Origin of the sequence: Mesorhizobium sp. B2-3-15 (assembly GCF_006442875.1) — a bacterium.
Lineage (GTDB): Bacteria > Pseudomonadota > Alphaproteobacteria > Rhizobiales > Rhizobiaceae > Mesorhizobium > Mesorhizobium australicum.
Map to the genome: position 1 here is coordinate 161,013 of NZ_VFVO01000013.1, position 26,928 is coordinate 187,940.

20 protein-coding genes are annotated in these 26,928 nt (G+C 58.7%); 10 read left to right on the top strand and 10 right to left on the bottom strand.

Annotated features, from left to right (window positions below; translation table 11 throughout):
* Positions 1-758 precede the first annotated feature (758 nt).
* Positions 759-1,706, bottom strand: coding sequence for an EamA family transporter (locus tag FJ954_RS24895; protein ID WP_281407734.1), 948 nt, complete (start codon positions 1,704-1,706; stop codon positions 759-761).
* Between the two features lie 42 nt (positions 1,707-1,748).
* Between FJ954_RS24895 and FJ954_RS24900 the strand changes: the two genes are divergently transcribed.
* Together FJ954_RS24900 and FJ954_RS24905 are read left to right on the top strand one after the other, a co-directional pair.
* A complete protein-coding gene (locus FJ954_RS24900) occupies positions 1,749-2,384 on the top strand; it encodes an ABATE domain-containing protein (protein ID WP_246673987.1) in 636 nt (211 codons plus the stop codon).
* A gap of 180 nt (positions 2,385-2,564) precedes the next feature.
* Entirely contained in the window at positions 2,565-3,158 is a 594-nt protein-coding gene (locus FJ954_RS24905; protein ID WP_140663909.1) for an SOS response-associated peptidase family protein, read from the top strand.
* Between the two features lie 1,694 nt (positions 3,159-4,852).
* On the opposite strand, the gene FJ954_RS24915 is transcribed toward FJ954_RS24905, so the two are convergent.
* From FJ954_RS24915 to FJ954_RS24925, 3 genes are all read right to left on the bottom strand, one after another.
* Positions 4,853-5,569: a Crp/Fnr family transcriptional regulator gene (locus FJ954_RS24915; RefSeq protein WP_140620199.1), complete on the bottom strand. Its 717-nt coding sequence runs from the start codon at positions 5,567-5,569 to the stop codon at positions 4,853-4,855.
* A gap of 134 nt (positions 5,570-5,703) precedes the next feature.
* Positions 5,704-5,985 carry a hypothetical protein gene (locus tag FJ954_RS24920; RefSeq protein WP_140663915.1) on the bottom strand — a complete coding sequence of 94 codons (282 nt, stop codon included), beginning with the start codon at positions 5,983-5,985 and terminating at the stop codon, positions 5,704-5,706.
* Positions 5,986-6,417: 432 nt separating this feature from the next.
* Positions 6,418-8,718, bottom strand: coding sequence for an AGE family epimerase/isomerase (locus tag FJ954_RS24925; RefSeq protein ID WP_140663918.1), 2,301 nt, complete (start codon positions 8,716-8,718; stop codon positions 6,418-6,420).
* 578 nt (positions 8,719-9,296) lie between these two features.
* Here FJ954_RS24925 and FJ954_RS24930 point away from each other — a divergent pair.
* From FJ954_RS24930 to FJ954_RS24940, 3 genes are all read left to right on the top strand, one after another.
* Positions 9,297-9,632 (top strand): hypothetical protein, encoded by a 336-nt coding sequence (locus FJ954_RS24930; protein WP_140663921.1) that lies wholly within the window; start codon positions 9,297-9,299, stop codon positions 9,630-9,632.
* Positions 9,633-9,805: 173 nt separating this feature from the next.
* Positions 9,806-11,662 carry a GNVR domain-containing protein gene (locus FJ954_RS24935; protein WP_140663924.1) on the top strand — a complete coding sequence of 619 codons (1,857 nt, stop codon included), beginning with the start codon at positions 9,806-9,808 and terminating at the stop codon, positions 11,660-11,662.
* 344 nt (positions 11,663-12,006) lie between these two features.
* Positions 12,007-12,618, top strand: coding sequence for a sugar transferase (locus tag FJ954_RS24940; protein WP_224720491.1), 612 nt, complete (start codon positions 12,007-12,009; stop codon positions 12,616-12,618).
* Positions 12,619-12,631: 13 nt separating this feature from the next.
* Here the strand turns inward: FJ954_RS24940 and FJ954_RS24945 are convergent, their stop codons facing one another.
* The 3 genes from FJ954_RS24945 to FJ954_RS24955 all read right to left on the bottom strand — a co-directional run bounded on the left by FJ954_RS24945 (position 12,632) and on the right by FJ954_RS24955 (position 15,375).
* Positions 12,632-12,862, bottom strand: a complete 231-nt coding sequence (locus FJ954_RS24945) for a hypothetical protein (protein ID WP_140663930.1) — start codon at positions 12,860-12,862, stop codon at positions 12,632-12,634.
* Positions 12,863-13,177: 315 nt separating this feature from the next.
* Positions 13,178-14,488: a polysaccharide biosynthesis/export family protein gene (locus tag FJ954_RS24950; protein WP_140663933.1), complete on the bottom strand. Its 1,311-nt coding sequence runs from the start codon at positions 14,486-14,488 to the stop codon at positions 13,178-13,180.
* A gap of 14 nt (positions 14,489-14,502) precedes the next feature.
* On the bottom strand, positions 14,503-15,375 hold the full coding sequence (locus tag FJ954_RS24955; RefSeq protein ID WP_140663935.1) for a glycosyltransferase: 873 nt from the start codon (positions 15,373-15,375) through the stop codon (positions 14,503-14,505).
* Positions 15,376-15,633: 258 nt separating this feature from the next.
* On the opposite strand from FJ954_RS24955, the gene FJ954_RS24960 reads away from it, so the two are divergent.
* Positions 15,634-16,863, top strand: coding sequence for a glycosyltransferase (locus tag FJ954_RS24960; protein WP_140663938.1), 1,230 nt, complete (start codon positions 15,634-15,636; stop codon positions 16,861-16,863).
* Here FJ954_RS24960 and FJ954_RS24965 read toward each other — a convergent pair.
* Entirely contained in the window at positions 16,856-17,932 is a 1,077-nt protein-coding gene (locus FJ954_RS24965) for a glycosyltransferase family 1 protein (RefSeq protein ID WP_348641144.1), read from the bottom strand. The two genes, FJ954_RS24960 and FJ954_RS24965, sit on opposite strands and share 8 nt — an antisense overlap.
* A 245-nt stretch (positions 17,933-18,177) precedes the next feature.
* Here FJ954_RS24965 and FJ954_RS24970 point away from each other — a divergent pair, with 245 nt between their 5' ends.
* The 3 genes from FJ954_RS24970 (at position 18,178) to FJ954_RS24980 (ending at position 22,032) form a co-directional block, all read left to right on the top strand.
* Positions 18,178-19,509 carry a glycosyltransferase family 1 protein gene (locus tag FJ954_RS24970; protein ID WP_140663944.1) on the top strand — a complete coding sequence of 444 codons (1,332 nt, stop codon included), beginning with the start codon at positions 18,178-18,180 and terminating at the stop codon, positions 19,507-19,509.
* An 88-nt stretch (positions 19,510-19,597) separates the two neighbouring features.
* On the top strand, positions 19,598-20,902 hold the full coding sequence (locus tag FJ954_RS24975; RefSeq protein WP_140663947.1) for an acyltransferase: 1,305 nt from the start codon (positions 19,598-19,600) through the stop codon (positions 20,900-20,902).
* A 119-nt stretch (positions 20,903-21,021) separates the two neighbouring features.
* Positions 21,022-22,032, top strand: a complete 1,011-nt coding sequence (locus FJ954_RS24980) for a glycosyltransferase family A protein (RefSeq protein ID WP_140663950.1) — start codon at positions 21,022-21,024, stop codon at positions 22,030-22,032.
* A 111-nt stretch (positions 22,033-22,143) separates the two neighbouring features.
* Here the strand turns inward: FJ954_RS24980 and FJ954_RS24985 are convergent, their stop codons facing one another.
* Together FJ954_RS24985 and FJ954_RS24990 are read right to left on the bottom strand one after the other, a co-directional pair.
* On the bottom strand, positions 22,144-23,418 hold the full coding sequence (locus FJ954_RS24985) for a polysaccharide pyruvyl transferase family protein (RefSeq protein WP_140663952.1): 1,275 nt from the start codon (positions 23,416-23,418) through the stop codon (positions 22,144-22,146).
* Positions 23,419-23,695: 277 nt separating this feature from the next.
* Positions 23,696-25,129, bottom strand: coding sequence for an oligosaccharide flippase family protein (locus FJ954_RS24990; protein ID WP_246681145.1), 1,434 nt, complete (start codon positions 25,127-25,129; stop codon positions 23,696-23,698).
* 359 nt (positions 25,130-25,488) lie between these two features.
* On the opposite strand from FJ954_RS24990, the gene FJ954_RS24995 reads away from it, so the two are divergent.
* Complete coding sequence (locus FJ954_RS24995; protein ID WP_140663955.1) at positions 25,489-26,922, top strand: DUF4214 domain-containing protein; 1,434 nt, start codon at positions 25,489-25,491, stop codon at positions 26,920-26,922.
* Positions 26,923-26,928 lie beyond the last annotated feature (6 nt).

Consider the following 26,928-nt stretch of genomic DNA (forward strand, 5'->3'; position numbering starts at 1 on the left):
AATTGGCGCTTTTTGGTGGGAAACAGACCAACAACCGCCATTAAGCTCCGATTCGCCATCCCGAGCAAGAGCTTTTGGGTTAACAGGAGGTTAACGGCCCGAGCGGTCAACACGCCGGTAAAAACGTCTGCTGGAGAGAGCTACCACGCTGTTTCGATTTAGGTTTTTGTGGAAATTTACTGCAGTAAAGTACAAACAGTAAAGTTGCCACCACTGTCGCTGCAGCGGCGGGAAAACGGGAGTCATTCGACCCCGGGGGCGAGATATCTGTGCATGGGGCCGGGGCCTTGGTGTCAGTCAGCCGCACCCATGACCTGGCGGCCAGGCGTGTTGATCAGCAGCAGCCCTGCAAGTTCACGGCTGACTGGCCCAAGCGCCTGGCATAACGCAGCGCCAACGCGTGCCGGACGGCCATTCTATGCCAGGCGCGCCGCTGGCGACAAGCGGCTGCTGCCAGGGCGACGGCTGCTGAGACGGTCATGAGCGCCAGCCCCGCCGTGTCATAAGCCAGCGCATCGCGCAGGTTAAATGGCGTTGTAGTGACCAAATGCGATTACCGGCTCGTAGACGATATAGGACCTGGTGATGGCTTCCTTGTGCCTCCTTAACCCTGTCATCTGCGATGCCCAGGACAAGCTGTTGCTGCTCGAGTCATTGGCCTCATCCAGGGCCTCTGGCCCGCGTTCGCGTTCTCGGCTCTGAGCAGCCAGCTTACAAGACACTGGCGCTGTGATGCCGAGCCTCAATCGGAAGAGCCGCTAGTCGACGGCATATTCGGTCCGGGCATTGTTTGGTCTCCTCGAGCGTCGAGCGGAGCTGGTGAAAAGCAGGCTGCTCACGGAAAGGATCACGAGGAGCGCGCCACTCGCCATCCATATCGACGGAACCTCCGCAAGAAAGGCCCAGCCGAGCAACACAGCGATGATGGGGTTGACGAAGGTATAGGTCGCTACGAAGGTCGGCGTGACTTTGCGGAGCAGCCAGATGTAGGCGGCAAAGGCGATCACCGTTCCGGCAACGGTGAGGTATGCCCACCCAGCGACCGACAACGCCGTGATCGAGGAGGGGTGAACAAGGCTCACTTCGCCCTTGGCGGCACCGACAACCGCCAAGGCAGCGGCGCCAGCCCACAATTCGATGATAGACATCACCAATGGGCTGCTGGACGTTGGGGACTGTTCGGATACCACCGTTCCGACGCTCCAGGACAGGGACGCGCCAAGCAGCAAGAAAATGTCGATGAAGTGCACCGCCCCGATTCCGCCACCGCCTTCTTCCCAGGCTATCAGCGAAACGCCAACGACACCGGGGACGAGAAAGGTCAGTGACAAGGGGCTTGGCCGATCGGGACGTCGGAGGCCTGTCTGAAGCGCCGCAATCCACAAAGGAATGGTCGCCAGCATGATTGCGGCCAGGCCTGTTGGAACACGCTGCTGAACGTTGGCAAGGATGCCGTGGCATCCGACGAAGAAAAGTAATCCGCATATGACGCCGTATAGCAGGGACCTCCTTGACGGAGGCTTCGCACCGGATGCTGCGGCAAAGATGAAAAGGATCAGACCACCGACCAGGCAGCGCGCCGCGATCAGCAGGAATGGCGGCAGTGATTGCAGGGCCAGCGCCAAGGCCAGGTAAGTCGAGCCCCAGATGAAGTAGATGGCGCCGAAGGCAGCTATCAGGAGAAAGCTTGCGCTGGGGAGCTTCATAGGCGTAAAACCTCTTATGAGGTTAGAATTCGGAGATCGCGCTTGGGTTCCCCGCACAACCTGAAAAAGCGGCAGCCGACCGATGTCGCGAAGGAGGATCTAGCGATCCGCTTTGTCAACACGGTCGCCTGGCGCCTGCGGCAAGCCACTGAGGAGCGGCTTCCCACGCCCGCGGCACTGCTGGATTGGCTTGATGAAAACGGCGTGCGCATTTCCAACGATTCTGCTGAACTCACGCGGGGGAGGGGAGGGCACTTTCAAGGGGCCCAAACCGCATATGCAAGCGCCATAGCGCTGCGCGAGACGATCTATGCACTCCTGGTGGCACAGATCAGAAATGTCAGTCCCGTTGCCGACCACGTCCAGGCATTCAATCGTTTTCTGCATCACAGGCCAGCCGCTTTGCTGGAATGGCGTGCCGGGAAATTCGGCTGGAACGGCTCGCATCCAAATGAACTCGATTTTTGCACGCCGATCGCCATCTCCGCGGCTGAACTCATGACCGGCCCGCGGGCAGGACGGGTCAAGCAATGTGCCGACGATCGCGGCTGCGGCTGGTTGTTCATCGATGAGAGCCGGGCGCAAAACCGTCGTTGGTGTTCCATGGGAGACTGCGGCAACCGCGCCAAGGCGTCGCGCCATTATGCCAGGATCCGCGAGACCCGAACCGGGAACTGACGCCATGGCAGCCATCCACAGATGTTGCTGTAAAAGCAGGTGGCCCTGAGTCACGCCTATCATAGCGTCAACTGTAGCGGGCCTTTTCGCCACAGTTCAGTGACAGGATACCAGCTGGCATCGGGTTTGCCGGAGGGGTGTAAGGTCGTATCCTACATCGCGCAAGCTGGATCAGACACTATGTGCAACGACTACGAGCAACACATTCTGTGGGCTGAATACTGCAAGATGATGCAGAGGCTCGAACTCGGGATGCCTACCGGGCAGAGCGAAGGCGATCTGCCCGAGTTCGACGACATCAAGATCAACGATGTCGGCCCGGTGATGCGCGCCGCCGGCAATGGCATCGAACTGGTGCCTATGAACTTTAGCTTCCCGCCATCGAGCCCGCGCGGCGGACCGGTTTTCAATTTCCGCTCCGAAGGCCGAAGCTTTGCCAATAGCAACCGCTGCCTCATTCCGGCCTCGGCATTCTTCGAGTTCACGGGCAAGAAATATCCGAAGGCCAAACATCGCTTCACAATGAATGATGAGCCGTTCATGGCGATCGCCGGCATCTGGCGGGAAGGGCAGGGCGGAGCGCCAGCGGCCTTCACGATGCTGACAACCGGTCCCGGACCAGACGTTGGGCCCTATCACGACCGGCAGATCGTCGTGTTGAGCCCGCATAACTGGGCGCACTGGATCTACCTTACCAAGACCGAAGCGGAGCTGCTTCAACCGTCGCCTGCAGGCACACTGCATGTTGAAACGGTTCGGCCAGGAAGCGACTGATGAGCGCTGCTGGCGGGGCCCAGATTGGAGCCCCTGCTGTTCGGTGACAGGCCCACGACTGCGTACAGGCGCGGCGTCAGCCAGCCTGGTTGGCGGTGGCATTTTCTTTCCAGCCGTGGCGCAGACCAGCCCGGCCAATGCCGGAGAGCACGGCGACCGACAGCTACACCACGTTCGGGACACGATCCAGCCAGCGTGCATCGGCGGGCCTGATCGTCACGGAGGCGACGCAAATGTCGCCTATGGAAAAGGGTAGCAGATCGCGCGCTCAAAGCCCGTCGTCGTTGCGTTTCTTTCCCTTGCCTGCAAAACAGCTTCTGGGGGCGAATCCGGTTACCTGGGTCTCGAACCCGCACTAGAGGGAACATTCTGCCTGACAGTAAAATTGTTTAGCGATACCAGAAATGTCGTGCGGAACGATGAACAGACGATCTGCTTGGCGGATTGGAGCCATCGGCATCGGGGGACATTGAGTCGCCGGGTCTGAGATAAAGCGCATTGGTATTCGAGGAAACCTGATGTACCAAGAAACAACATATTGCTCGGCCTGGCCTTTGGCGTTTCCTTGGCACTTGTGCTTAGCGTCATTGAGTGCAGCCCTAAAGTAAGTTCAGCATCGCTATGTCCGCAGACGAGACCAAAAGAGCCAAACTCGAACGCCTGATATCATCCGTACCGAAGCACGAATTCGAGTTTCTGGTGAAGCTCGGAAAGCTCAGCAGGCAAGAAGCACAGGCGCTCGTCGAGAAGCACAATGGCGATCGCGCCCGGATATATGCTGACTTGGCGGCCAAAAGAACATTCAGATGGTAGGGACACATTGCCTGCGAGTTCCTCTAAGTCGAGCACGACGCCGACCCTGGGACGGCAATCTTGCGCCATCCCCATTCTCTCTACTCCAGCGTCGCTATATGGCGGTATGACGGCACCACCTAACGCATGACGAAACGGCTAGGGCCGCCGACGAGCCCTGCCGACCTCCCGCTCCGGACGGCTCCAGCTCGCTGCCGCGAGGGGAGGGATCGTGCTGTATCGAGTCGCCGCGGTCGGCATTCCCACGCTGCTCTAGCATGCCGTCCTTCAGCCTCTGCGTTCCGCTCTCCAAACAGGTCTGAACAGCAAGTCCGCAATGCTCGGTTTGCACTCGATCCCTCCCGGTCCCGGCGATGGTGGTGGTCGTCCGATAGGCTTAATTGCGCTGTAGCTAATATAAGATATACCAAGCCTTGCGGGAGGCCCCCCGACCGCGATGGCCGGTGCGGCCCGCATCCCAACATCCCAGACCGCGCCGGCCATTCCAGCTCGTGTCCAATGAGGGGATGTAGCTCGCGCTAACAAAAGCTGCTTGCATGTGGATTTGACAGCCCCGCGATGAGCGTGCCGCGCGCCGGAGGCATCGGCGCTGCGCCATGCTTTGGTGGCGGACACCCAACGTTTGCCTCAAAGGGCTACGATGAGGGTTTGCAGGCTAGCAGCTAAAGGGAGATGGAAATCACCCAGGCGCCGGCGCCGCGGAAGGATGGGCGGTCGAACACGCAAGGGTGCGGGGAGCCGGCCCGGCGGAATCCCTGGGAAGGGTCAGCCGGCGCCCAATGGCCGTGCAGAGCCAGCCCTTTGCCCGCCTTGCTGCCGGACGGCAATGCGCCCCTCGCTCAGGAGGCATCTGGATGCCAAGTTGCTCCTACATACAGATGTCAACTGTTTATATAGCTGCATTCGAAACCCGCATATTCCGTCATGCCTCGTAGATCGAGCACGCGAACACGGCCTTGCCGGAATTCGAGAAATTTACGCTCGCGCAGTTCGCGCAGCATCCTGTTGACATGAATCGGAGTGAGGCCGAGGGCGTCCGCGAGATCGTACTGGGTCAGAGGGCATTCATAGCTATCGCGGGTGACGAAGCCTATGTGTTCCAGGCGCGTCCTCAATTCGAGGAACAGATGTGCGGTCCGCGCCAGGGCACTGCGTCGACCAACATTGGTGAGATGTTCAGCGATGACGGCCCCCTTGTGCCCAAGAGCCGCGACGACCAGGGAGAAAAGATGGGGGGATTTCATGGCTGCGAGCGTAAATGTCTTGGTCGAGGCTACCAAGACGTTCAGTTCGGTTCGAGCAACAAACGTTTCAAGCGCGCCACCCCCGCTCGACCGGGACAGGACGAGATCGCCTTTCAAGGCAAAATCAAGGATCTGTCGCTGCCCCCCTGCAAGTTCGTGCGACAGGCAACCCCAGCCCGACTCGACTATGAATACGCGATCATTGTCCTCACCCTGGCTGAAAATGACCGTCTCGGGTGGATAACGCTTCGGTGTGAACCCCAGCGTCTTCATGAGCGCCGAATCTTCGTCGGCAAGCCTGATATACGATGACCGCTTTTCATTCCCGCCCAAAGACTGTGAAGCGTACAACATCTATAATCCCGCCCGATGTCTTCCTTTCTATCCCCAACGGATCGAATGTACATTAAATTTGGCGTGATGGGTACCTGTGCGACGTCGCAGCTACCAGCATGCGAAAGCAAGCGTTGTACGTCGCAACCCCGCAGCTAGCTTTTATTTCTTGTGAAAGTTTCTTGCATGGAATCGACTATTTCGGCGGCGATGAAGCTGCTGCGATTGTCCACTTGGCCGGCGGCATTCCGCAAGGTATTTGATGCGTCCTTGAGCAACCCTCTTATCTGTCTTGCCGACAACAATTCCGATGCCTCAAGTTCAAGCAGCACCGATTCACTTACGTGCAACGCGGCAAGGGCAACAGCTCGAGGCCTGGTGGCTAGTAATTTCAAGAGATCACTGCTGGGCCTAGTACGCGATTTCTTTTTTGCCATAGTATGCTTCTCAACTGTCCGGACAAGAAGGGTGTTTGGACTCACATCACCTCGCCTTGGCGATTTTAATCGCGATCCGCGGCGACAAACGAGATTGGAAAAGCTCAATCTGTGCGTCCCTTTAGACATATTGTAAGCATGCTATCCCGGTTTGGAGCCACGACACAGAGGCAGGCATACCGAATTAGCCGTAGCTTGCCCTTCCACCTTGGGACACCACGATACCGCCGTCGCCGCTGAGACGTCGCATCGGAGAACGGCGACAAGTCGTTCATCAGAGAAACCATGGTCACTCCCCAGCTCACGGGGTCGCCGCTTGCCGTCCGGGACGGGTCTCGCCACCTTCGATCGGGCGCGTACATCGCTGGCCTGCCACGCTGTCGAATTCTTCCATACCCAGCCGGATGAATAGTGTAGGGCAGACCGTGAGGCTTAGCCCAGAGCCCGCGCGGCGACGCTCTCACCCATGCCCAAAGCCGGCATCGGGAAAGATTCGATCTGCCCTTCGGTCTTGTCCAAATATTGCATCAAGGCCGTCACCAAGTGGTAGAAAATGCTGGCGGGAACCTCCGTCGCCTGTGATCTTCCGCGCTCGTCAATTCTGTCGATCCACAAGCCAAGGGGGGCGGGATCGATATGCCATCGAAAGAGGCGGGCAACACGGGCCTCTATCTCTGGTTTCAAATCAGGCCCGCCTATGCCGTCCAAGGCTATGGCTGCCTTGATAGCCTCGCATTGGGGCCAACTGCGGGAGAGCCGGTCGATGGGCATTCCCTGCCGCGACACAGCCGCGTAAGCCAGACCCGTAGCCCGATTCAAGCCGCTGGCGATCGCGGACGAATAGAGCTTCCGTGCATAACTGGCCAAGTCCTTTTGCCCGCTTTTTTGAGCGAAATCGATGAGAAGCGAGGCCCATTCGAAATGGTGGCCCGGTTCGGTCGACAGGCCTTTTTCTCCAGGCAAAGGTAGCCAGTCGACGTCGAAATTTTCCCCTACCGTCCAGCTCTCCTGGTCGAAGAAATGGCATCTGAAGAGATCGACCACGCGAGCCGACCGGCGCAGATAGGTGCGGTCGCCAGTAACGCCATGCCACGCAAGGAAAGCCTCCAGCATGTGCATGTGCGGGTTCGAAAACCGCATCCCGTTGGAGCCGGAGGTTTCCAGAAAGCCGTTCAGACGGTGGTCTTCGAGATGTGCGTCGATGAAATGGAATGTCTCTTGTGCCAGTCGCAAGGCCTCGCGATGGCCGCATCGATGAGCATGGCAAAGTGCCAGGAGCACGCAGGAATGATCGTATGCGTCCTCCGCAGGGTCAGCCACGCTGCCATTGACATTAAGGGTGCGCACCCAGCCACCACGGGTGGTACGGCCATATTTGGCAATGAAGTCGATGCCGTGGTCGATCAGCTCGTCGGCTGGTCCGGCCCAGCCGCGTTCCTTGGCCACCGCGAAGGCGTAGATCTGGCGAGCCATGGTGCGCATGCGCTTGGGCTTCCCCAGCGGCCTTGTGTCGAAACCGAGCGCCTCGTGAAAGCCGCCGTTCACATCATCGACCCCTACGGTGGACCAAAGCGGCAGGGTTTCGTTGAAGAGCCAATGTTCGACGCGCTTGCGCCAGGAACCGTTGATGATGACCCGGTCTCCCGAGGGTGTGTACTTCGTCTCAAGCCGTCCGCTCTTTTCCAACTGCTCGACGACCTTCTTCACGTTCTGGCTGTGGCTGACAGGGGCGACGAACACCGCGTCCGGTGTCGCTACTACCGCCACCCCCGTCATGCCGATGACGGTCAGCAGCCTGCCTTGGCTTCTAAGGTAGGAGCTGTCGCAGTCCATGGCGACGATGTCGCCCATCACGACATTGCCATTGCCGTCGATCGGACTGGCTTCGAGCAGCGATTGCCACGACCCAAGGTCGTTCCAGCGGAAGGAAGCCGTAACCATGGCAATATCGCGTGCATGCTCCATGACGGCATAGTCTATCGAGGTGGAGGGGACGGCCGAGTAGAAACCCTGGGGGAGACAGATACCCGAGAGGTCCGTTCGTGCAGTCTTGTAGGCCCGTTCTGCAGTTTCCCAGATGTCCGGCTGCAACTCGAGAAATGCCCGGCGCATGGTGTCGGCACGAAACAGGAAAATGCCTGCGTTCCAGTAGAATCGTCCTGACGATACGTAGTTGCGCGCTGTCTCGGCGTTGGGCTTTTCGACGAAGCGCGAAACTGCAGCCACGCGGTCGTCAGTTGCTGCAACCTCGATGTAGCCGTATCCAGTTTCCGCATGCGTTGGCTTGATGCCGAACACGATGATGCTCCCTGACTCGGCGGCATGAACGCCCGACTCGACGGTCTCCCAGAATTGCGCGTCGGTCGATATTTCGTGATCGGAGGGAACCACTAGCACAAGTGCATCGCTGCCATGTTCCGATATTGTCTGCAGGGTGGCTATGGCGACGGCTGCGGCGGTATTGCGACCGACAGGCTCGAAGATCGGCTTACCGCCGTTCAGGCCGAGCGAAGCAATGTCAGAGATAACACGATCGGCATGTCGTTCGGAAGCGATCAGGTAGATTGGGGTCTGATTGTCGGGCCGCGCCTTGAGGCGCCGGACAGTCTTTGCGAGCATTGAACCGTCGCCCGAAAGGTCGTGGAATTGCTTTGGATTGTCTTCGCGCGAAAGCGGCCACAGGCGTGAGCCCACGCCCCCGCTCATGACAAAACACACCAGCTCGGATGCCATATTCGAGTCCCTTCTCAGAAATCTCTAACTACTGGCTCGACCTTTGGATCTTGGCGCAACTGCAGGTCGAGAGCATCGACCATGTCGTGGCGCCCTTTGGACGGAGCAGCGCACCAGAGCCGGATCATAGGCTTCTCCGAGAGGCTGTCACTGTGGCCCCGGCGAGGAGCTGGCAGCAGCGGCGTGAGGCAGGCAGACTGCGAAAAGCCATGCCGACATTCTGGACCAGGCCGCCAAGGAACAGCCCGGCGATTGGGCGCCAGGCAGCGATCAAATGGCTGCCCAAGTCACGTCCACTACCATCCAGCGCGGCGGCCGGCCCGACGCCGCGTCGTGATGCAATTGAGTTTGTAAAGGACACCTTCCGCTCCGAAATCGCTCACGAGGGAAGGTTTTAGCATGCTGCGGGGCGCCGGCCTCGTCAGGAATTCGGGCAGTCCTGACATCCAGATACGCTCCCCTCATCCAATAGGAGATGCCAATCGGCCGCCGAAAGGATGTCTCGTAGAGGCGAGAGCGTTTTGTATTCTGGCACATGCGTTCCATTCGGGCGCTCACGTTAAGGATTGGGCCGCAAAATGCCGCTTCCCGCATTGAGGTCCCCGTCGCGCGAACTCGTCGATGAAAGGCGCCTTGGCCGGCTGGTTCGGCTTCTTCAGGCCACGCAAGTCGAAATCGAGAAGGAGGCGACGCAACTTTATCGGTCGGAAAACGCGATGGCGGACTGCGCCGCGTTTTCTGTGCAGGCGCTCGAGAACGGCGAAACCCTCGACGTTATCTCCGTCAGGATCGATACGCTCACACATAATATGATGTTGAATCACCAACGGCAGGTCTCGCTGCAGCGGCAGCTGTCATTCGTGCGCAGGACTCAAGCAGAATTGCAGCGCCTTCTTCCCTCCCATAGGACGTAGCCGCATACGCCAATTGGCGGCGTTTACCTTCCGCACCGCCGGGATAGTCTTTTGGGGCAATCTGGGATCGCGGGGCCGCAGCTTTCCACCAGACATCGGCCGGACAACATGCTTCGCCTGCATCAGGATGGCGCGTGCGCCGGAGTTTCCCGCACGCCTGCAGGAGAAGTTGAATGGACCGCATGTTGCCTCATCAATGGCCTGCGACAACGAACAAGCAGGGTGCCATCAGCCAGGAGTTTATCGGCCTCGCTGATATAACCGGATTTTTGCGGCGTTACCTCAGAACGATCATTGCCTGCCTTGGCGCCGCGCTCTTGGTGGCCTGGTTCTACAACTCGACCACCGACCCGGTGTTTACCGCCAGTGCGCAGATCCTGATCGAGCCGAAAGTGCCGCAACATCTCCAGGAGGGCGGAGAAGTAAACCTGTCATTGGACACCGCGCAGGTGGAAAGCCAGATCGCAGTGATGCAGTCGGAAAAAATCGCCGCGATGGTCATTGAGCAGCAGAAACTCGTCGAAGACCCTAAGTTTAACCGTCCACAAGCGCCGATTTTGCCGGGGGCATTCAGAAAAATAAAAATGGTCCTGGCTGACGCTTTGGGAGCCCAAAAAAGCGCCAGGCTGACCTCGCTGTGGGATTATTTCGGCTTGGGCATGCCAGAACCCGCCGCATCACTGAGCGACTATCAGAAATTCCGCCACACAATGTCGAGTTTCCGCGACGGCCTCGATATCCGCAGGGTCGGTGTTTCCTACGCGATAGACATTTCCTTCACCTCCGTTGATCCCGAGGGCGCATCCAACATTGCCAACGCCACGGCCGATGCCTTCGTGCATGAACAGATCGAAACCAAGGCCGACGCGGCACGGGAAGGTGGCGCGTGGCTTGAGAAGCGTCTTCAGCAGCTTCGTGCGCAAATGAACGCGGCCATGGCGAAGGCTCAGGAATTCCGTTCTCGGCACGACTACAGCGTCGGCAACGAGGCCAACAATGAAGAGGCCAATGCCACGGACGGCGTCAACGCCGTGCCGACGCTCGAAGAGCTCGAGGTGACCGCCGAAACCTATCAGAAGATGTACGAAAGCTTCCTCCAGGCCTACACCAACTCGGTGAGCCAGCAATCGTATCCCGTGGCCGACGCGAGGGTGATCACGGCCGCGACAGCGCCGCTTTATCCGAGCGCTCCAAGGCCGAAACTGGTCCTTGCCTTCGCCGCGATTGCCGGGCTCATTGTCGGCATCGGGATTTCGTTTGTGAGGCACACGCTCGATTGGACCGTCAGGTCGCCGCGGCACATCAGGGAGAACCTCGGCATCGAGTGCCTCGGAGAGTTGCCTTTGACGAGCAAGCGAATGGAATCCGGCCACATTGACGAGGTCAAGAGACGTCCCTACTCGCGATACAGCCAGTGCCTCAGGAAGGCACGGGCCGAGATCAGCCTTGCGGAAACCAACCATCAGGTCAAATTCCTCGGGTTGACCGCCGTATCCAACGGCAGTCCCAAGAGTTCCGTCATCAGCAATCTCGCCACGCTTTACTCGATGTCGGGTCTAAAGACGCTGGTGATCGACGCCGATGTCCGGCGATCGGTGACCACCATGCGGCTGCTCGGCCGCTCGGTTGCCTATGACAGACTGTGCCAGGACCCGATCCGGCTCAGCATCGTGCGCGCACCAGGCCGATCGTTCGACCTGCTTCGCAGTTCCGTGGTGGAGGGCACCGACTTGTTGACGCCACGCAACATGGAGGCGTTCCTCTCGGAAGTTACAGCTTTTGGTCTCGCCGATCACGAACTTGGCGCTTACGACGTTGTCATCGTTGACCTGCCGACACTGGCCTCGGGAGCCGACGAACTGATGGTCGGATCCGTTCTGGACGGTGTCGTCATCGTTGCGGAATGGGGCAAGACGCATTCCGAAACGCTGCGGGACCTTGTCAGAGCGTTGCAGGCCAGCAGGGCGCATGTGCTTGGAGCCCTTTTGGCGAACGCTCGGGCGATGACATCCAAACAGCGCACGACATGAGAAGGGCAGATGCGTCGTCGAAAGCCTGGAAGACGTTCGGGATCATCCCTTGGCATTAGGGTTAGGGTGGGGCGCGTAGTGCTACCTCCTTTGCCTTTCTTGCCGAGCGTCCTCCAGATTGGGAAACTGTCAGCGTCACACAATTCGAAACAATGATCGTCATGACAAACGCCTTCGAGAAGCAGTCACATCTGGCACCCTCGAGTTGGGGCCCGCCATCCGTTCCGGTAGCAGTCGACAACCGAGCGGTCCTGCATGTTGTTTCGGCTCCCGACCACGACAGTGGCGGGGTGTTGTTGATCGACTTGTCACCCGCCACCAGGGCAGGCTCTACAAATCCTCCCGTGGGAGGTCTTCTGAAGCGAATCCTGGATTTGATCATAGCGGTCACGGCGCTTGTCATGGCCGCGCCGGTAATGGTTGCTGTTGCCCTGCTCATCAGGATCACGACAGGCGGCCCGGCGGTGTTCCCGCACCGCCGGGTCGGCCTCGGCGGAAGACCGTTCAACTGCTATAAGTTCCGTTCGATGGTCGCCAATTCGGAAGCCGTTCTGAAAGCCTGCCTCGAAGCCAATCCCGACATCAGAATGGAGTGGGAGAAGACCCACAAGATCAGGAACGACCCGCGCGTGACGTTCCTCGGGCGAATGCTGCGAAGGTCAAGCCTCGATGAACTCCCCCAGCTCTACAACATTGTCCGTGGCGACATGAGTTGCGTGGGGCCAAGGCCGGTCGTGAAGGAAGAGCTCCAGCTTTACGGCGACCACGTAGCGGACTATCTCCGCGCCAGGCCGGGACTGACCGGTCTTTGGCAGGTGAGCGGAAGAAGCAGCGTGGACTACGCCACGCGCGTGGCGCTGGACAGCCACTATGTTCGGAACTGGTCTGTCTGGTCCGACATCGTGATCCTGTTCAGGACCGTCTTCGCGGTGATGCGCTTCGACAGGACCTCCTAATCCCCCTGACCCGTCACTCTGCGGTTTGCTTCCAGCGGACGGACAGAAACACCCCTATGATGTACGCGCCTGCCAACACGAATGCCAGGATCAGGAATTTGAGGACGCTCACATGGCCCGGAAATCCAAAGCCGTTCCAGGCCAAGCTTCCAATCGCAAGCAGGGCGGTGGCTGCGAGAAGGGCGGAAACCTTGAACCGCAGGCCTATCAGAGCGCCCGCAGCCGCCAGGGCGATTAGTGTCATGAGCACCGACATCTCCAGTGGCAGGACGGATCGACTCACTGCGGCACAAGGTTCCGTCCGGGGCCTGAGGGCCCACGGTGCTCACTGATATGCGGCCTCAAAGAGCAAGGCAAGTGCTGCGAGCATTGCCTAGACGGTCGGCTTGAGTGCCGAGTCTTGCTTCATCTTCCTGATCTTCCTGAATGGCTTCGGCCGCCGTGGTTTCAGGGCACAAGCCAAGCCGATCATATGGAGGCGATCGAGAGCGTCACAGGATCTGATGCGGGGGGACCGATCAGCCAACTGGTCAGTTGCCCTGGCGGATCGCGGACTTGATCAATTGATGCCCTGAACCGGAACCGTCTCGGCCTGAAGGCTACCGCCTGCAGGTATGCTAGCCAGACCTGCGTCCGGCGCCGGGATCTCGACCTTCACTGTGTCGCCGGGTTCTAATGCTGTCGTCTCCTCGGCGGGAAGTTCGGCTGTGCTTCTATCCGTCGTCCGGACGATCTTGAAGATTGGCTTGGCACTTTCGGAGCGTTGCCTCAGAGCGAGTAGGGCGGGGACTGCAATCTCGGTTTCGTGCAGCAACTGCACCGCGGTATCGGCCTTGCTGGTCACTTCGTTGAGCTGCAGCTGGGTTTCGCGCAAACCTTCAGCGACTTCGCTGGCGTGCCGGTTGCTGATGTTGAGAATCTCGATGTCGGTCTTGCTGATCTCCTGCCTCACGCGCAGCAGCGAGGTCTCGGCAGCGAGCCTGTCCCCTTGCATCTGCGCGACCGTCCCCTCAAGCGATAGCTCGCGTGGTGCAACCGCCAGTCCCTTCTCGACAAGCGTCGAAACACTCGCGAGCTCCTTCTGGACAAGCTCGATCTGTTTGTCGTGGAATGTCAGTTGCTGTCCCAGCGAGTCCAGTTCCTTTTCCAGGAAGTCCCGGAGTTCATGGAGTGAACGCAGTTGCGTCGTCAGCGCGTCCTTGCCGATCGCAAAGATCTTGCGCTCCTGGTCCATTGTCGATGCAACGGTTTGGTTGGAAGCCCTGTCGTTCAATTCCGCAGGAAACGAGATCTCCTCGCTGCCGGCCAGTTCGGCTTCGAGGCGCGCCTTGCGGGCAAGAAGGCTGACATTGTTCAGCGCCAGTAAACCCACATCGCCCTGGCCTGAGATGACTTCCCGCCCCAGCCGCGATATGTCGTCCTGGCGTATGGGCAGGCCGCCCGCGATCCCCACCGCCTGCAGCACGGTCAGTCCGGGCCGATAAGGAAACTCCCCGGGTTGCTTGACATTGCCGACGATGTAGAAAGGTCTGTACTGCACAATTTCTACAGCGACATCGGGCTGGCGGCCGAGCCCCATGTTCCGCATCAGGCGATCGCCGATGGCCCGGGCGAGGTCGCCGGGAGCGGTGCCCTGCGCGCGTATCTGGCCGACAAACGGAAGGAAGAGCGTGCCGTCGGCACCGACGACGAAAGCGTCGTTGAGAGCCGTCCATTCGAAAATCACATCACGTGATGCGCGCCATTCATAAACCTTGAGCCTGACCTTATCTTGGGGTCCGAGCAGATACTCGGCAGCCGCGGAAGGCAAGGCGCCGGCGACTGTCGCGGCCAGTGAGGCAGACGCGATCGTCAAAACCCATTTGCGCATTGTCTTCCCCTTCGTCAGATTTTCAAGATGTACTCGGGTTCGATTCGGCCAATCGCGACGTGCAGGATAGCGAGCAGGTTACCCCTGAGCCTGCCCCTACGGTCGACATACGGCTCGGGCCACAGGCTCTTTGCCAGATTGGCTGCAATATTCCTGAGCATCAGGGGAAGCGCGAAAGAGGCCGGCACGGACCCCTTTCTGATCAGATAGATCGCATTAGCAACCTGGGAGTAGCCGAATCGCTCTCCGCTGACGCGACCTGTCTTGATGCCCAGATGGACTCCCCTGATCGAGGATACGCAGACCACCCGGCCTTTGGATCTCAGTTGGCTGGTGAAGTCGATGTCCTCCTGCCATCCATACAGGACGAGGCGCTCGTCGAAACGCAAATCGCCCACAAGCGAGGAACGGACCGACATGTTACATCCGTATGCACCCACATGGTCGATTGCCGAAGGTCCGGCACTGCGGGTGCCCTCTGCTGCCCGCAGCGCGGCTTCGGCATCTTCCCAGGTGAGGCCAGCGTTGGCGGCCCCGTCCTTGATGACCCTGCCCATCACCACCGCCCACTCGTCATTTGTGATAAAGGCTTCTTCGACCTGCTTCAGGTATTCGGCCGATGGGACGAAATCGTCGTCGAAGAATGTGATGATGTCGAAGCGCGCCAGCGACGGCGCAAGAGCCGTGTTCCGCTGTGCGGTCAGCCCCCTCGGCCCGAAAACACATTTTACAGGAAAGGGGCAACTGGCCGGCAATTCAACATGCGTGGCGTCGGGCGCGGACACTATGACTTCATCGGGAAGTCTTTTCTGGCTACCCAAATAGCCGAGCAGGCGCGCAACCTGCGCGCTGCGGCCTAGGGTTGGGATAATCACTGCCAGTCTCATGCCAGGTCCATGTTTCGCTGTCCGCCGACCCTAGGACGGCGAACACACCTGGACAGCCTGCATAAAAGGGTAAGCACAGCCCCAGGTTACCTCGGAGCACAGGCTTTTGGCGTATTGCGGGCCGACTCGCTCCAACCAAAAGGATTAGGCCGGCCCGCGCTCCCAGCGTCCTGTAACCGATCGGACGACTTGCAAGAGCCATGGCATGAAAGGGAGACTGCCGGCAGTGCGATTGCTGGCTGCGGCAAGGGGGGAACCATGCTCCACGAACGTTCTTCCGACCTGGCAATCGCCGCCAAATTCGCGGTGCCAATCGAGAAACCGCCGACCGCGCCGGGAAGTGTCGACAGATACGCGAGAATAGCGGTGGTTCACGACTGGTGCCCCAACTTCCGGGGAGGGGAGCGGGTTCTTGCGCAAATCTGCAAGCAGTTTCCGAATGCCGAAGTCTTCACGCTTTTCGATTTTCTGCCGGCCGACGTCAAAGAGCAATATTTCCGGGATGTGGAATTCCATACGTCGGCAGCCAACCGGATTCCCATGGTGCGGAAGTTCTACCGGTCTCTTTTCTTCTTTTGCCCTTTCCTGATCGAGCAGTTCGACGTGACAGGCTACGATGCGGTGATCTCCTCTTCGGCCGCGTTTTCGCGCGGCGTCATCACCAGGCCGGATCAACCGCATTTATGTTACGTGCACAGCCCCGTCCGCTATGCGTGGGATGAGCAGTTCTCCTATCTTCAGCAGGGAAGGTTGGGCTTTGGTCCCAAGGGAATTCTCTATCGATACATGCTGCACCGGCTGAGGACGTGGGATACCAGGACCGCGCATGGTCCGGACCTGATGTTGGCGAACTCGAACTATGTCCGTTCCCGAATCCAGCACATCTACGGGCGCGACGCGCGTGTCGTCTTCCCGCCGGTTTGCGTAGGAGAACTGCCGTGTGTGGAGGACAAGGATGACTACTACGTCTCGGCATCCTTCCTGGCCCCATACAAGCGCACCGACCTGGTCATCAGGGCCTTCAACGAAATGCCGTCGCGACGGCTGGTCGTCGTTGGCGAGGGCCAGCAATCCGCCAGCTTGCGATCGCTGGCTGGGCCCAACATCTCGTTTTCGGGTTTTCTACCCCGCAAGGAGTATATAGAGACGCTGGCGCGGGCAAAGGCCATGGTCTTCGCGGGCTGCGAGGACTTCGGCATCGCTTTGGCCGAGGCGCAAGCCTGCGGGACCCCGCTGATTGCCTTCGGCCGCGGCGGCGCGGTTGACATCGTGCGGCGCCTGGGGTCATCGGCCGAGCCGACGGGGGTGCTGTTCAAGGCGCAGACTATCGAGTCTCTCAAGGCGGCGGTCGTGCGCTTCGAAGAAAACAGCCACGCTATCACCCCCAGTGCCTGCACCGCCAATGCAGCGCGCTTTTCCGAAGAGAACTTCGATCGCGCGATTCTGGAATCGATCGGGGCAGTCCAGTCGCTTCACGACATCATATGAGTTCGCGCACCCTGGCGCCCTTGGTTTGTGCGTCGAGGCCGTCGGCGGCCGCCATGGCCTTGAGATAAAGCAACGCCGTCGCCCTCCAGCTGTATGCTGAGGCTCTTGCCCTTCCCTTCGCCACCATCTCCGTTCGCAACGCCTGAGAACGATGAAGTCGCATGAAGCTGTCGAACCATGCCTCCGGATTGTCGGGAGAAGCGTATAGGGCCGCGCTCGCGCAGACCTCAGGCAGGCTTGCGCGGTCGGAAACCACCACCGGGCAGCCGACAGCCATCGCCTCGAGGGCAGGGAGGCCGAAGCCTTCGGTAAGCGACGGGAAGGCCAGGCAGAGCGAGTCCGCAAGGAGAGCAGCCAACTCGCCATCCGAAACGCGGCCAAGCCAGTGGATGTTTCGCGCTTGCGTGCGCGCAGAACCTGACCGGTAAACGCGGCATTCCGACATTCCGACGATGGCTATCCTGAGCCCGACTGCTCCAAGCCGGTCAGCCATGTTCAGGACGAGGTCTACATTCTTGTGGGGTGCGGCACTTCCGATCATGACTATGGTGTCCCGGGAGGCCGCCAACCGTGTCGGCGCCGAGTGCTCAGGCTTCCAACGCAAGACATGCTCATGGCCGTTAGGGGCCACGAGGGCCCGATGGGCCTGGATCACGCCTTGGCGGATGAGTTCACCGAGCGAGAAATCGGAGACAGTCGAAATACTCCACGCAGTCTTGCCGAGGCAAGGCAACAGCGTTCTGTAAAGGCTTCTGAAGGCGAGGGAATAGCTCTGCGGCGCGTTCCAGACATTTGCGTCATGAATACAAACGATATGTTTGTGGGCAAGCAGCGGCCCGGTATTGCAGAGGCTGAGCAGACCGCCGCCGTCGAGAGCGACGGGAAGTCGCGCTTGCTCCCAAACATGCCCGCGCGCGCCGCCGATCTCGCGGCGTTCGATGGACGTGAGGGGGATGTCCCCGGATCCGGGTGGACAGAGCAGGCGGAGCTGGAGATCGCTAGCAAGTGGTACTCGCTCCTCAATCAAGGAGTCCAGCGAACGGACGACTTCATGGGCATAACGTTGCACGCCCGTTGTCGCCTGGGAAAGAAAGCGCCCATTGATCGTCCAACGTCGTGGCATGCCCTTACCCCCGAGACTTTCACTGTGGAGCGGCCATAGGGGCGCAGTCACTACGGCCATTCGGTCACCTGTTGGCGCGGAGCCTCATCCGGCCGGGCGAGGGCGGTGTTGAACCTACCTCGAACGTTGGAGGGCCGTGCGCGACCGAGAATGCTAATCTGACCACAGGTGCGGCCGGACCGGAGAGGGTTATGGGTAATTCCGAATTCGATGCGACGCAGTCGCCGCCATCAAGGCGGTTGAATGGCCACGACAGCGGCACACAGCTGGCGGGAACCCTTGTCGAAGACGCCAAATACCTGGTTGGTATACCCGAGCGAAAGTCACGGGATCAGGGGGCGGCGAGGCGACGCTGGACGATAAACGGAGACTTCACGACGCTTCGCCGTAATGGAGTAGCCCGTTATGCTCGCGAAGTGACCATGGCTCTCGATGCTCTCATTTCGGAAGGTCATCCCCTTGGTCGCGACCTGGACATGGATCTGGTGATCCCACGCCCGCTAACCGAACCCTTGCCCCTTAAGGCCATCGCCGTCCGCATCATTCCGGAATTCAACAGACCACGACTTCCTCAATTTTGGGTTCAGGCGCAGTTGCCCTGGCATGTGCCTGGCGGGTTGCTGAGTTTCTGCAATCTCGCTCCCGTCATGCTTAGCCGTCAAATCGCTTGTATCCACGACATGCACACCAGGCTGATGCCGTTGAGCTATGCGAGAGGCTTCCGGTGGGCGCACCGCCTCATCCTCCCAGCGCTCGGCAGGCGGGCTGCTCGTATCACGACGGTCTCGCAGCTGGCGCGAAGTCATCTGATCAAATTCGGAATAGCACCGGAGGAAAATATTGTCGTCACCTACAACGGCAGCGACCATGCCAGGAGATGGGATGCCAAGAAATCGTCCCTGGCCGTGGATCGGCGTAGGCCATATGTCCTTTGCCTTGGCCGGGGGGACCAAGAATACAAGAACCTGGAGCTTCTCGCCCGGCTGGCCCCACTCCTCGATGACATGGGTCTGGATCTGTGGATGCCTGGCGACGTCGACGAAGCCACGATCCTGCGATACGTTGCGAAACTGCCCGACAACATCGTCTTGCTTGGCCGCATAGGCGATGACGACTTCAAGAAGGCGCTCGAGGGCGCTTTGTGCTTCCTGTTCCCCTCACGCATCGAGGGTTTCGGGCTCCCCGCGGTCGAGGCGATGGCGTCTGGCTGTCCCGTCATTGCATCGAGCTCGCCGTGCCTCCCGGAAATCTGTGGGGACTCTGCTCTTTATGCCGATCCCGACGATGTCCATGCGTGGGCCGAGAAGGTCCGCCAGCTTGTGCTCACCCCAGCCTTGCGCGATTGGCTGGTGACCAAGGGCAACGCCAGGGCAAGCAGTTATTCCTGGCGGTGGATCGCGTGGAAATACCTGGAACTGATGGTCCAGGTTGACGCCGATTTCGGGGAGCGGTCCCGCGGCTGGAGACCGTCCGAAGGAAGCGACCTTGTCGATTTCTCGAAACCGGCCGCAAAGCCGCGCTGATTGAAGGCTTCGTGTCTGGCCGGGTGCCAATCCGCGCTCGACGGCCTAACAGAAACGATTGACCCAATATTCCTCAAATGGATTAGCAATGCGCCGTTTGGGTCAATTCTCAGGTCCGCTCGCCTCCGGTAAATTGAGATCGAAGCCGATCGAGGGCAAACAGGCCACCGTAGCGGCTTCATTGGATAGGGCGATGGTCTTCTTAACACTCGGCACGGTCGGCCTGGCATCGATAACGTCCAGGGTCAACGCTGAGTACTCTCCGGCCACGGCCCGGTCTGCTCAGGCAAGGAAGTTCTGGCACAATCCTCAGCTTTTGAGGCTCGTATCCGCCTATGCCATCGCCTACATCCACATGCCCGCAGTGGTTGGCGCCGCCCACATTCATCCGGCTGTCTTGGAGATTTTCCGTTTCGGAACGGATCTGTTCGTGGTTCTGGCCGGCTTTCTAAGCGCGCATGTGCTCGGGAACAACGGCACGTCCGCAGGTGCTTATTTGCGCGCAAGGCTCATTCGCATCGTGCCTTTATACTGGGGCTTCACGGTTCTCGCATTTCTTGTCGAAAATTACGCGATGAATAACCATTCGACGCCCTTGTCAGCACTCTTCATGTCGCTTGCCTTCGTCCCCTATGGTCCCTACCCGATCCTGTATCCGACCTGGACCTTGCTGGTCATCGTCGAGTTCAGCTTGATTATCGCGGCTTTTCAGACTGCCAGCGCCAAAAACGGTGTTTTCTATTCCGCCGCCTTTGCGGTACTCCTTGCAGGCGCTGGCAAAATAACGAGATTTGAAAACCCGATTTTCGTATTCTACACCAATCCCATACTGATCGATTTTGCCCTCGGCATCCTCATCTTCACGCTTGTCAGCTCTGGGCCGTTCCTTTTCAAAATGCCGCGGCGCCGCGTCGTTGTTCTCGCAGCGGCGGCAGTCACCTTCGGAGCTGTGGCTGCAGTCTTGCGTCCGTTCTTCTGGCCGGCGCTGCCCCGCGTCCTCGCCCTCGGCGTGCCGATGTCGCTTCTATTGCTGGGGGTTGTTATTCTGGAGCAGCTTGGCATCTACAACGACTCGAGATTTGTGAACTTTCTCGCCAAATGCACCTACGCGATCTATCTGACACACTGGTTCATGGATCTCATCTCCGAAAAGCTCGTTGTCGAAAGCGGAAATTCGGCACGGCTGGCCACGGTGCTGTTGTTCGTGACCCCCATGGCCGTAACCTGCGTTTCAGTCTTCATTTATCTTTATGTTGAAGTGCCTATGACTCGATACCTGTCCGACTGGTTCGTCGCACCGGGAATATCACCGTCATCGGCAGCGCCCAGATCGACGACAGGGCATCAAGGTGGCGCGCAGCCCGGATCGGAGCATCGGAGCCGTTTGCCATGAGCAAGATCCTGGGCTGAACGCCTCATCTTAAACAAAGCCACCGACAGAAGCTGAGGTCGGCTTCTCGCTTTTGAGTAGGTCAATTCAATATCGACGTCCGAAACGAAAAAGATAACGTTATGAGACACCGCTCGGCGCCAGCTCTACCTCTCGTCGCGGTGGTAACGCCCGTATACAACGGAGGTGCCTATCTCGAGGCTACGATGAGATCCGTTCAGCGGCAAAGTTATGATAACATTATACACGTTATCGTTGACAATTGCAGCTCGGACAACACGCCGCAAATCATCGATCGCTTTCGGTCGGAGCGTGTTGAACTGATTACCATTCGCAATGACAGCCTCCTTCCGCTGCGAGAAAACTGGACTAAGGCGCTTTGTGCGGTTCCCACCGAGGCCCTTTACGTGAAGGTTCTATGCGCAGACGACCTGATGCATAGCGATTGTATCTCGCGCTTCGTGGAGATTGCTCAATGCGATGAAAAAATCGAAGTCGTTCTTTGCCACGACATCTTCATGGACAGGGTCCATCGCGCGAATTTGCCGTTGAAGCAAGGTATTTTTGGAGGCATTGAGATTGCGGCCAAGATGCTAGACGAAAGCATTAATTGGTTGCCCTATCACCATCTATTCGTTCGATTTCCTGGCAGCGCGCAAAGCGCGGTTTTCTTCAACGATGCCCCGATCCATTTTGATTTTTCTGCAGTCGTGCGCAGTGTCCTGCGTGGCAAGCTCGCCTATCTGCACGCGCCACTCGTCTACACACGGTGGCACGCGAATTCGCTTACCAGCCAGCAGCTCGGTGCGAACCAGTTAAGAGCCTTACTTGAGCGTTTTGACATTTTATGTGCCTTCGGGGCTCAGTGTTGGGACGAGGCGACCTTCCGAAGTAAAAAGGAATGTATGCGTGCCAGAATGATGCGCTTGGCCATAAAATGGACACTGATGGGAAGGCTGGACGCGGCTCAGGAACTCTTGAAGGGCCTGAAAGAGCGGCAGGTCGCTCCGAACGCCGCGGATTGGGCCAAATCGCTGGTTGAATGGCTGCCCTATTCGAATTGGAAACGAAGCTGGCGTCTTTCAACGGGCCCTGAGATTGACGAAGCCAAGTTCTGCTCGGAGAATCTTTAAGGCGGCGGCCGCTGACCGAACGCATCCACAGGAGCTGCTGGGCTGTTGAAGCCGCGACTGATCGCGCGATCGACAATCTTTCAGTAGGCAATAATTAGCGCCTCGGCTTAATCAAAGGAACTTGGACAACAACTCCTGCTCGTGCTCCTTTACCCGAAACAGTACATCATCGAGGTGCCGCCGAAGGACTGCGCGATAGTGCTTCCTGTTTTTCAGCAATTCCGTGAGGTGCGTCTCCAACAGGTCCAGGTTGAGATTTTCTATGGATTGACAGAAATTCCCAAGGCCGAAATCAGTCATCACCGCATCGTTCTTGGCCTCGTATCCGATGGAGATTGTCGGTAGAGCAAGCTTCAAAGCGCAAACCACGTTATGAAAACGTGTGGCGACAACGACGTCAGTGTCGCCAATTTGCCGCATGACGTCATGCAGGGACTTGATTGGCTCGGCGACAAGCTGACGAGCCTGCCGCGTGAAGCGGGTGCCGTCGATCAGGTCATATCCGCTTGCCTTAGCAATTCGACCGATATCCCTGACTGCCCGCATATCCACGGTTTCGCCGATAATTAGGCGTACTCGGTAGCCTCGATCCAGCAATGAGTTGACGAAACGGCCCATCTTCTCGATGTAGGTTTCATAGATAGCGGTGTCCGATCCTGAGCGCGCGCCTGCGCGCCAGCCGTTGTAGTTCATGAGCCCAACCCCAACTGTCGTCAGTTTTCCTCCGGTGTTGTCTCGCGCGGGCAATGGCGTAGGCAGTCTGAACACCAGATCTGGGTAGACTTCATCTCTACTTGTATCGATGCCGAGTGACGATAAGAAATCCTTGGAGACCTGATCGCGGAACGAACGGAAGTAGGCCCAGGCCGCTGCAGACCTCAACATCCGGCGGCTGGTAGAATTTAGGATCGGACCTGCGCCGGTTCCAATAAAGCAGAACTTCACCCCCGACAGTCGCGCAGATGCAGCCCAGCGGAACAGACCGTAGGATGTTCCAAATGGACCTGAGCCGTAGTCGTTTAACGTTGACGTTCCTGGCACAATTATGATGTCGAATTGCCTGACATATTTGATTGCCCGGCCCCAGTTCGCTAGCCTTCCAATTGTTCTCAGGCTGACTTTATTGCAGAACCTCAGGAGGGCATTGGAAAACTCTGGGGCGCTGATTGGTGTTGTGGCAATCTGATGCGCTTTACCAATGGCATCTGGATCAACACAGACGCACGCGATAGCCGCCTCCGGCCGAGCTTCCCGCAAGAAAATCAAGAACGCTTCCAACGACGCGTCATTACCGAAATTACCCCCGCCAAACATTCCGAAAAGGCATATTTTCTGTGGCTTTGCGCCGATGACCTGCGAGAACCCATTCCTGCGCGAAAGGACCATGGTCTGTGCTCGCTATTGGTGCATGCATGCGCGCGGCGGCAGCATGATACTGCGGCCGTGCACGCTCTGATTGGAAGGGGTGACAGAGGTCAGGAGGTTCGAATGGCAAATTCGGCTGCTTCGGCATGGCTCGCACTCCAAGCCTTTCGGCAGGGTGAGGCCCTGCTTCTTGTCCCGCTGGTTCTCGTCCATGAACATTCGCGTCCTTCCAGGCTCGTTTGGATAACCACTGGCCATGCGACTTTTTCGTCGGCCATCGTGTTCACTGATGCTCGCCTCACTCGGCCGGGCGGAGCGAGGCACGCCCGAAACCGGGGATGGACTTGATTATCTCGTCAACCAAAGGATGTCGGGTAAGGACCAATGCCGCTCCCCATCCAGCCAACGCCAACACCCCTGCTGCGAGTGCCTGCCCATGCGAAAGAGCGAAGCCTGTGCCCGACAAGAAAGCCACGCACAGCGGACCAGCCGCGCTCGCCATGGCCATGACTGCACTTCCCCATAGCGCTGCGGCGATATCCTTCAGCTTCAATCCCAACCGTCGCCTAACGAAGCTCAGGGCAACGTATGCCTGGAAAGGAATCGTCACCAGCATACACCAGGCGGCCGCCTGCAATCCACCGAAGATGCCAGCCATTGACAACAGAATGCCAGAAATCGGGAAGACGATGAGGGCACGGATGAACAAGTCGCGGATCGCACCGACTGCAACCAATACCGGGTAATTGAGCTCAAAACTGAAGGAGAAGAGAAGAGCAATCGCGAGGACCTGAACAAGCGGCGCAGCCTCGATCCATTGGCGACCGAGCACGACGTCCACGACCGGGTAGGCCAGCACTGAGAGCACAAGGAGAGCCGGCCAGTAGAAAGCCGTGACAATAGAAAGGGCCGCGAGATACGGGCGCTTCAAATCGCTGCCTTGTCTGACCTCTGCCGAAAACGCCGGCAATACGACAGCCACGGCCCCTCCGAGGAGGAGTTTGTCGGGTATCTGGCTGATCAAAAGGGTCCTGCTGAACAAGGCTGCGGCATTCGGTGACACCAGTCGGCCCAACAAGAGCAGGGGCAGGGCGTCAAAAATGCGGAAGAGTATGGCGATGGAGCCGTTGTATCCGCCGAACGAGACCATTGCGCGCCAATTGACGAGGGTTGGCTTGAACATCCAGAAATGCGGGCACAGGGCAAGCGCAAGGCATGCAGCAAGCCCACTGCCGATTAGCCACGCCCAAGCGAAGCTCATATAGCTGAAGCCCGCGAACGCCAAAGCGATTGTTGCCACGGCTCCTGTCGCTCCGTTGGTGATGCTAATGGCAGCTACCTTGCCGAAGGCCATGTCCCGGCGCAGGAGAGCGTTGACCAGGATGACCAAAGCGTCGAGGAAGAGGCAGGCTGAAATAACTCGAAAATAGGGAACGAGGTTCGGCTCCGCGTACACTGAAGCCAGAATAGGGGACGCGGCTAGGAGAACGGTGACGGCAATCCCGGTAAGGACGAACATCACTGTGAAGGCCCCCCGAATATCCTCGCGGCTGAGTTCCCCGCGCTGGATCAGAAAGCTTGAACTGGAGAATTCCCTGACGGACAGGGCTATCGCCAGGATTGCCATCCCGATCACCGACACGCCGATTTCCTGTGGTGTCAATATGCGCGAAACCACTGCGGTCGTGGCGAAATTCGATACGAGCAGGACATAACGTTCGCCCGTGCTCATCAGAAGTGCGCGTTTAACAGAAGGCATAGTGCCCTTTCCCGGTAGCGGCGGGGCCGCCTTCGTCACGCTGAATAGTCCAACAAACCCAGTTAAAGGTCAGTACCTTCAAAGTAAGGACTAATCACAGACGAAAGGGGTAACGGGCATGCCGGCCGGAGTTGTCGGGCCTTGTTCCAGATCAGCTAAGGGCTGATCAGATTTGGGTAAAATAGAGCGTAAGAGGTTCAAGACAGGGCTTGAGTTGGTGGCGACCTCCGAAAGGGGTATCGCAGACGCGTCGGTCACCCGTATGGGTAGATTGCTACCGGCGCTCGCAGTCCCGACTATCGAGGCCGCCCCCGACCGGGAGAACTGTCGCCATGTCGTTTCGTTTCGCAGTCGCTTTGGCTTGCCTGCTGGCGTTCGTCTCGTCTGCCTCCGCCAATTTCCTTTGGGGCATTAACGGCCATCCGATAGTTGCTTATCCGGGTATCCCGATCGAACGGCAACTCGACTTCGTCAAGGATCTCGGCCTGAAGTCATACAGGGTCAATGTTAGGGGCGAGAGCGACGTCGATATGCTTGCCAACCTTGTCTCCGCCGGAAAGGTGAGAGGCATCGAGATCCTGCCCGTCCTCACGCCCGCCGGCATCGATATGGACAAGGACAGTCCGGAAGAACTTTACGCCAGGACCCGGAAACTTGCGATCGCACTTGGCTCAAGGTTCAAGGCCGACATCCGTGTCTGGGAACTCGGCAACGAGATGGAGAACTACGCCATCATCAAACCTTGTGAGAAGCGCGATGATGGTTCGCAATATCCATGTGGTTGGGGACCTGCAGGTGGAACGGGAACGCTCGATTACTACGGCCCGCGCTGGATGAAAGTGAGTGCCGTCCTCAAGGGCCTGTCCGAAGGGATGATTGCGGCCGATCCGACCATCAGCAAGGCGATCGGCACCGCCGGATGGGGCCACGTCGGCGCGTTCGCACGGATGAAGCAGGACGGCATCGCTTGGGATATCTCGGTGTGGCATATGTACGGCGAGGATCCGGAATGGGCTTTCCGGGAAATCTCGGCCTACGGCAAGCCGATATGGGTTACCGAATTCGACAACCCTTACGGAAGCCAGCGCGGCGAGAAGCAGCAGGCCGACGGCATCAAGCAGACAATGACGAGACTTCAAGACCTCAACAAGAAGTACAAGGTCGAGGCCGCGCACATCTACGAACTCGTCGATGAGGCCTACTGGGCTCCTAGCATGGAAGCCAATATGGGATTGGTGAGGCTGATCCCGGCGCCCTATGGTAAATGGAGGGTCGGCGAGCCTAAGCCGGCCTATAAGACGGTGCGTGACTTCACCCGCGGCCCGCAGCCGGCGCCTAGGCCGTACCGGGAATGCGATCCAGAGACCCTGGCTGCAAACAAACCCCTATATGTGAGGCAGGCAAGTTTCGTCTATTGCCTCATTCTTGGTCACGATGGCGACACGGCCAGCGTGGATCGTTGGTCGGCAGCTCTTGAAAGCGGGAATAGCAAGCTTGCTGACATGATATTGGACATGATGGACACCGACGATTTCGAAAGCAGATATGCCACGATCGGCCTGACGGACCGCGCCTATATCAGTTTCCTCTACCTGCTGCTTCTTGACCGTCCCGCAGACAACTACGGCCTTGACTCCTATACGCGGCCGCTACGCGCGGGCACCATGACCCGCAAGGACGCAGCCTTCGGCATTGTCACCTCAGCGGAGTTCAACTCCAGGCACTCCGCCATCCATGAGGTCTCCGGGGCGCCGACCCCTGGGTGAGCATGA

What these genes read in the sequence shown, in the direction of transcription:
- FJ954_RS24895 (WP_281407734.1), bottom strand. Translation starts at nt 1,706, where the DNA reads ATGAAGCTCCCCAGCGCAAGCTTTCTCCTGATAGCTGCCTTCGGCGCC.
- FJ954_RS24930 (WP_140663921.1), top strand. Translation starts at nt 9,297, where the DNA reads ATGCCGCTTCCCGCATTGAGGTCCCCGTCGCGCGAACTCGTCGATGAA.
- FJ954_RS24960 (WP_140663938.1), top strand. Translation starts at nt 15,634, where the DNA reads ATGCTCCACGAACGTTCTTCCGACCTGGCAATCGCCGCCAAATTCGCG.
- FJ954_RS24950 (WP_140663933.1), bottom strand. Translation starts at nt 14,488, where the DNA reads ATGCGCAAATGGGTTTTGACGATCGCGTCTGCCTCACTGGCCGCGACA.
- FJ954_RS24980 (WP_140663950.1), top strand. Translation starts at nt 21,022, where the DNA reads ATGAGACACCGCTCGGCGCCAGCTCTACCTCTCGTCGCGGTGGTAACG.
- FJ954_RS24920 (WP_140663915.1), bottom strand. Translation starts at nt 5,985, where the DNA reads ATGGCAAAAAAGAAATCGCGTACTAGGCCCAGCAGTGATCTCTTGAAA.
- FJ954_RS24905 (WP_140663909.1), top strand. Translation starts at nt 2,565, where the DNA reads ATGTGCAACGACTACGAGCAACACATTCTGTGGGCTGAATACTGCAAG.
- FJ954_RS24995 (WP_140663955.1), top strand. Translation starts at nt 25,489, where the DNA reads ATGTCGTTTCGTTTCGCAGTCGCTTTGGCTTGCCTGCTGGCGTTCGTC.
- FJ954_RS24925 (WP_140663918.1), bottom strand. Translation starts at nt 8,718, where the DNA reads ATGGCATCCGAGCTGGTGTGTTTTGTCATGAGCGGGGGCGTGGGCTCA.
- FJ954_RS24945 (WP_140663930.1), bottom strand. Translation starts at nt 12,862, where the DNA reads ATGACACTAATCGCCCTGGCGGCTGCGGGCGCTCTGATAGGCCTGCGG.
- FJ954_RS24975 (WP_140663947.1), top strand. Translation starts at nt 19,598, where the DNA reads ATGCGCCGTTTGGGTCAATTCTCAGGTCCGCTCGCCTCCGGTAAATTG.
- FJ954_RS24970 (WP_140663944.1), top strand. Translation starts at nt 18,178, where the DNA reads ATGGGTAATTCCGAATTCGATGCGACGCAGTCGCCGCCATCAAGGCGG.
- FJ954_RS24915 (WP_140620199.1), bottom strand. Translation starts at nt 5,569, where the DNA reads ATGTTGTACGCTTCACAGTCTTTGGGCGGGAATGAAAAGCGGTCATCG.
- FJ954_RS24985 (WP_140663952.1), bottom strand. Translation starts at nt 23,418, where the DNA reads ATGGTCCTTTCGCGCAGGAATGGGTTCTCGCAGGTCATCGGCGCAAAG.
- FJ954_RS24955 (WP_140663935.1), bottom strand. Translation starts at nt 15,375, where the DNA reads ATGAGACTGGCAGTGATTATCCCAACCCTAGGCCGCAGCGCGCAGGTT.
- FJ954_RS24935 (WP_140663924.1), top strand. Translation starts at nt 9,806, where the DNA reads ATGGACCGCATGTTGCCTCATCAATGGCCTGCGACAACGAACAAGCAG.
- FJ954_RS24990 (WP_246681145.1), bottom strand. Translation starts at nt 25,129, where the DNA reads ATGAGCACGGGCGAACGTTATGTCCTGCTCGTATCGAATTTCGCCACG.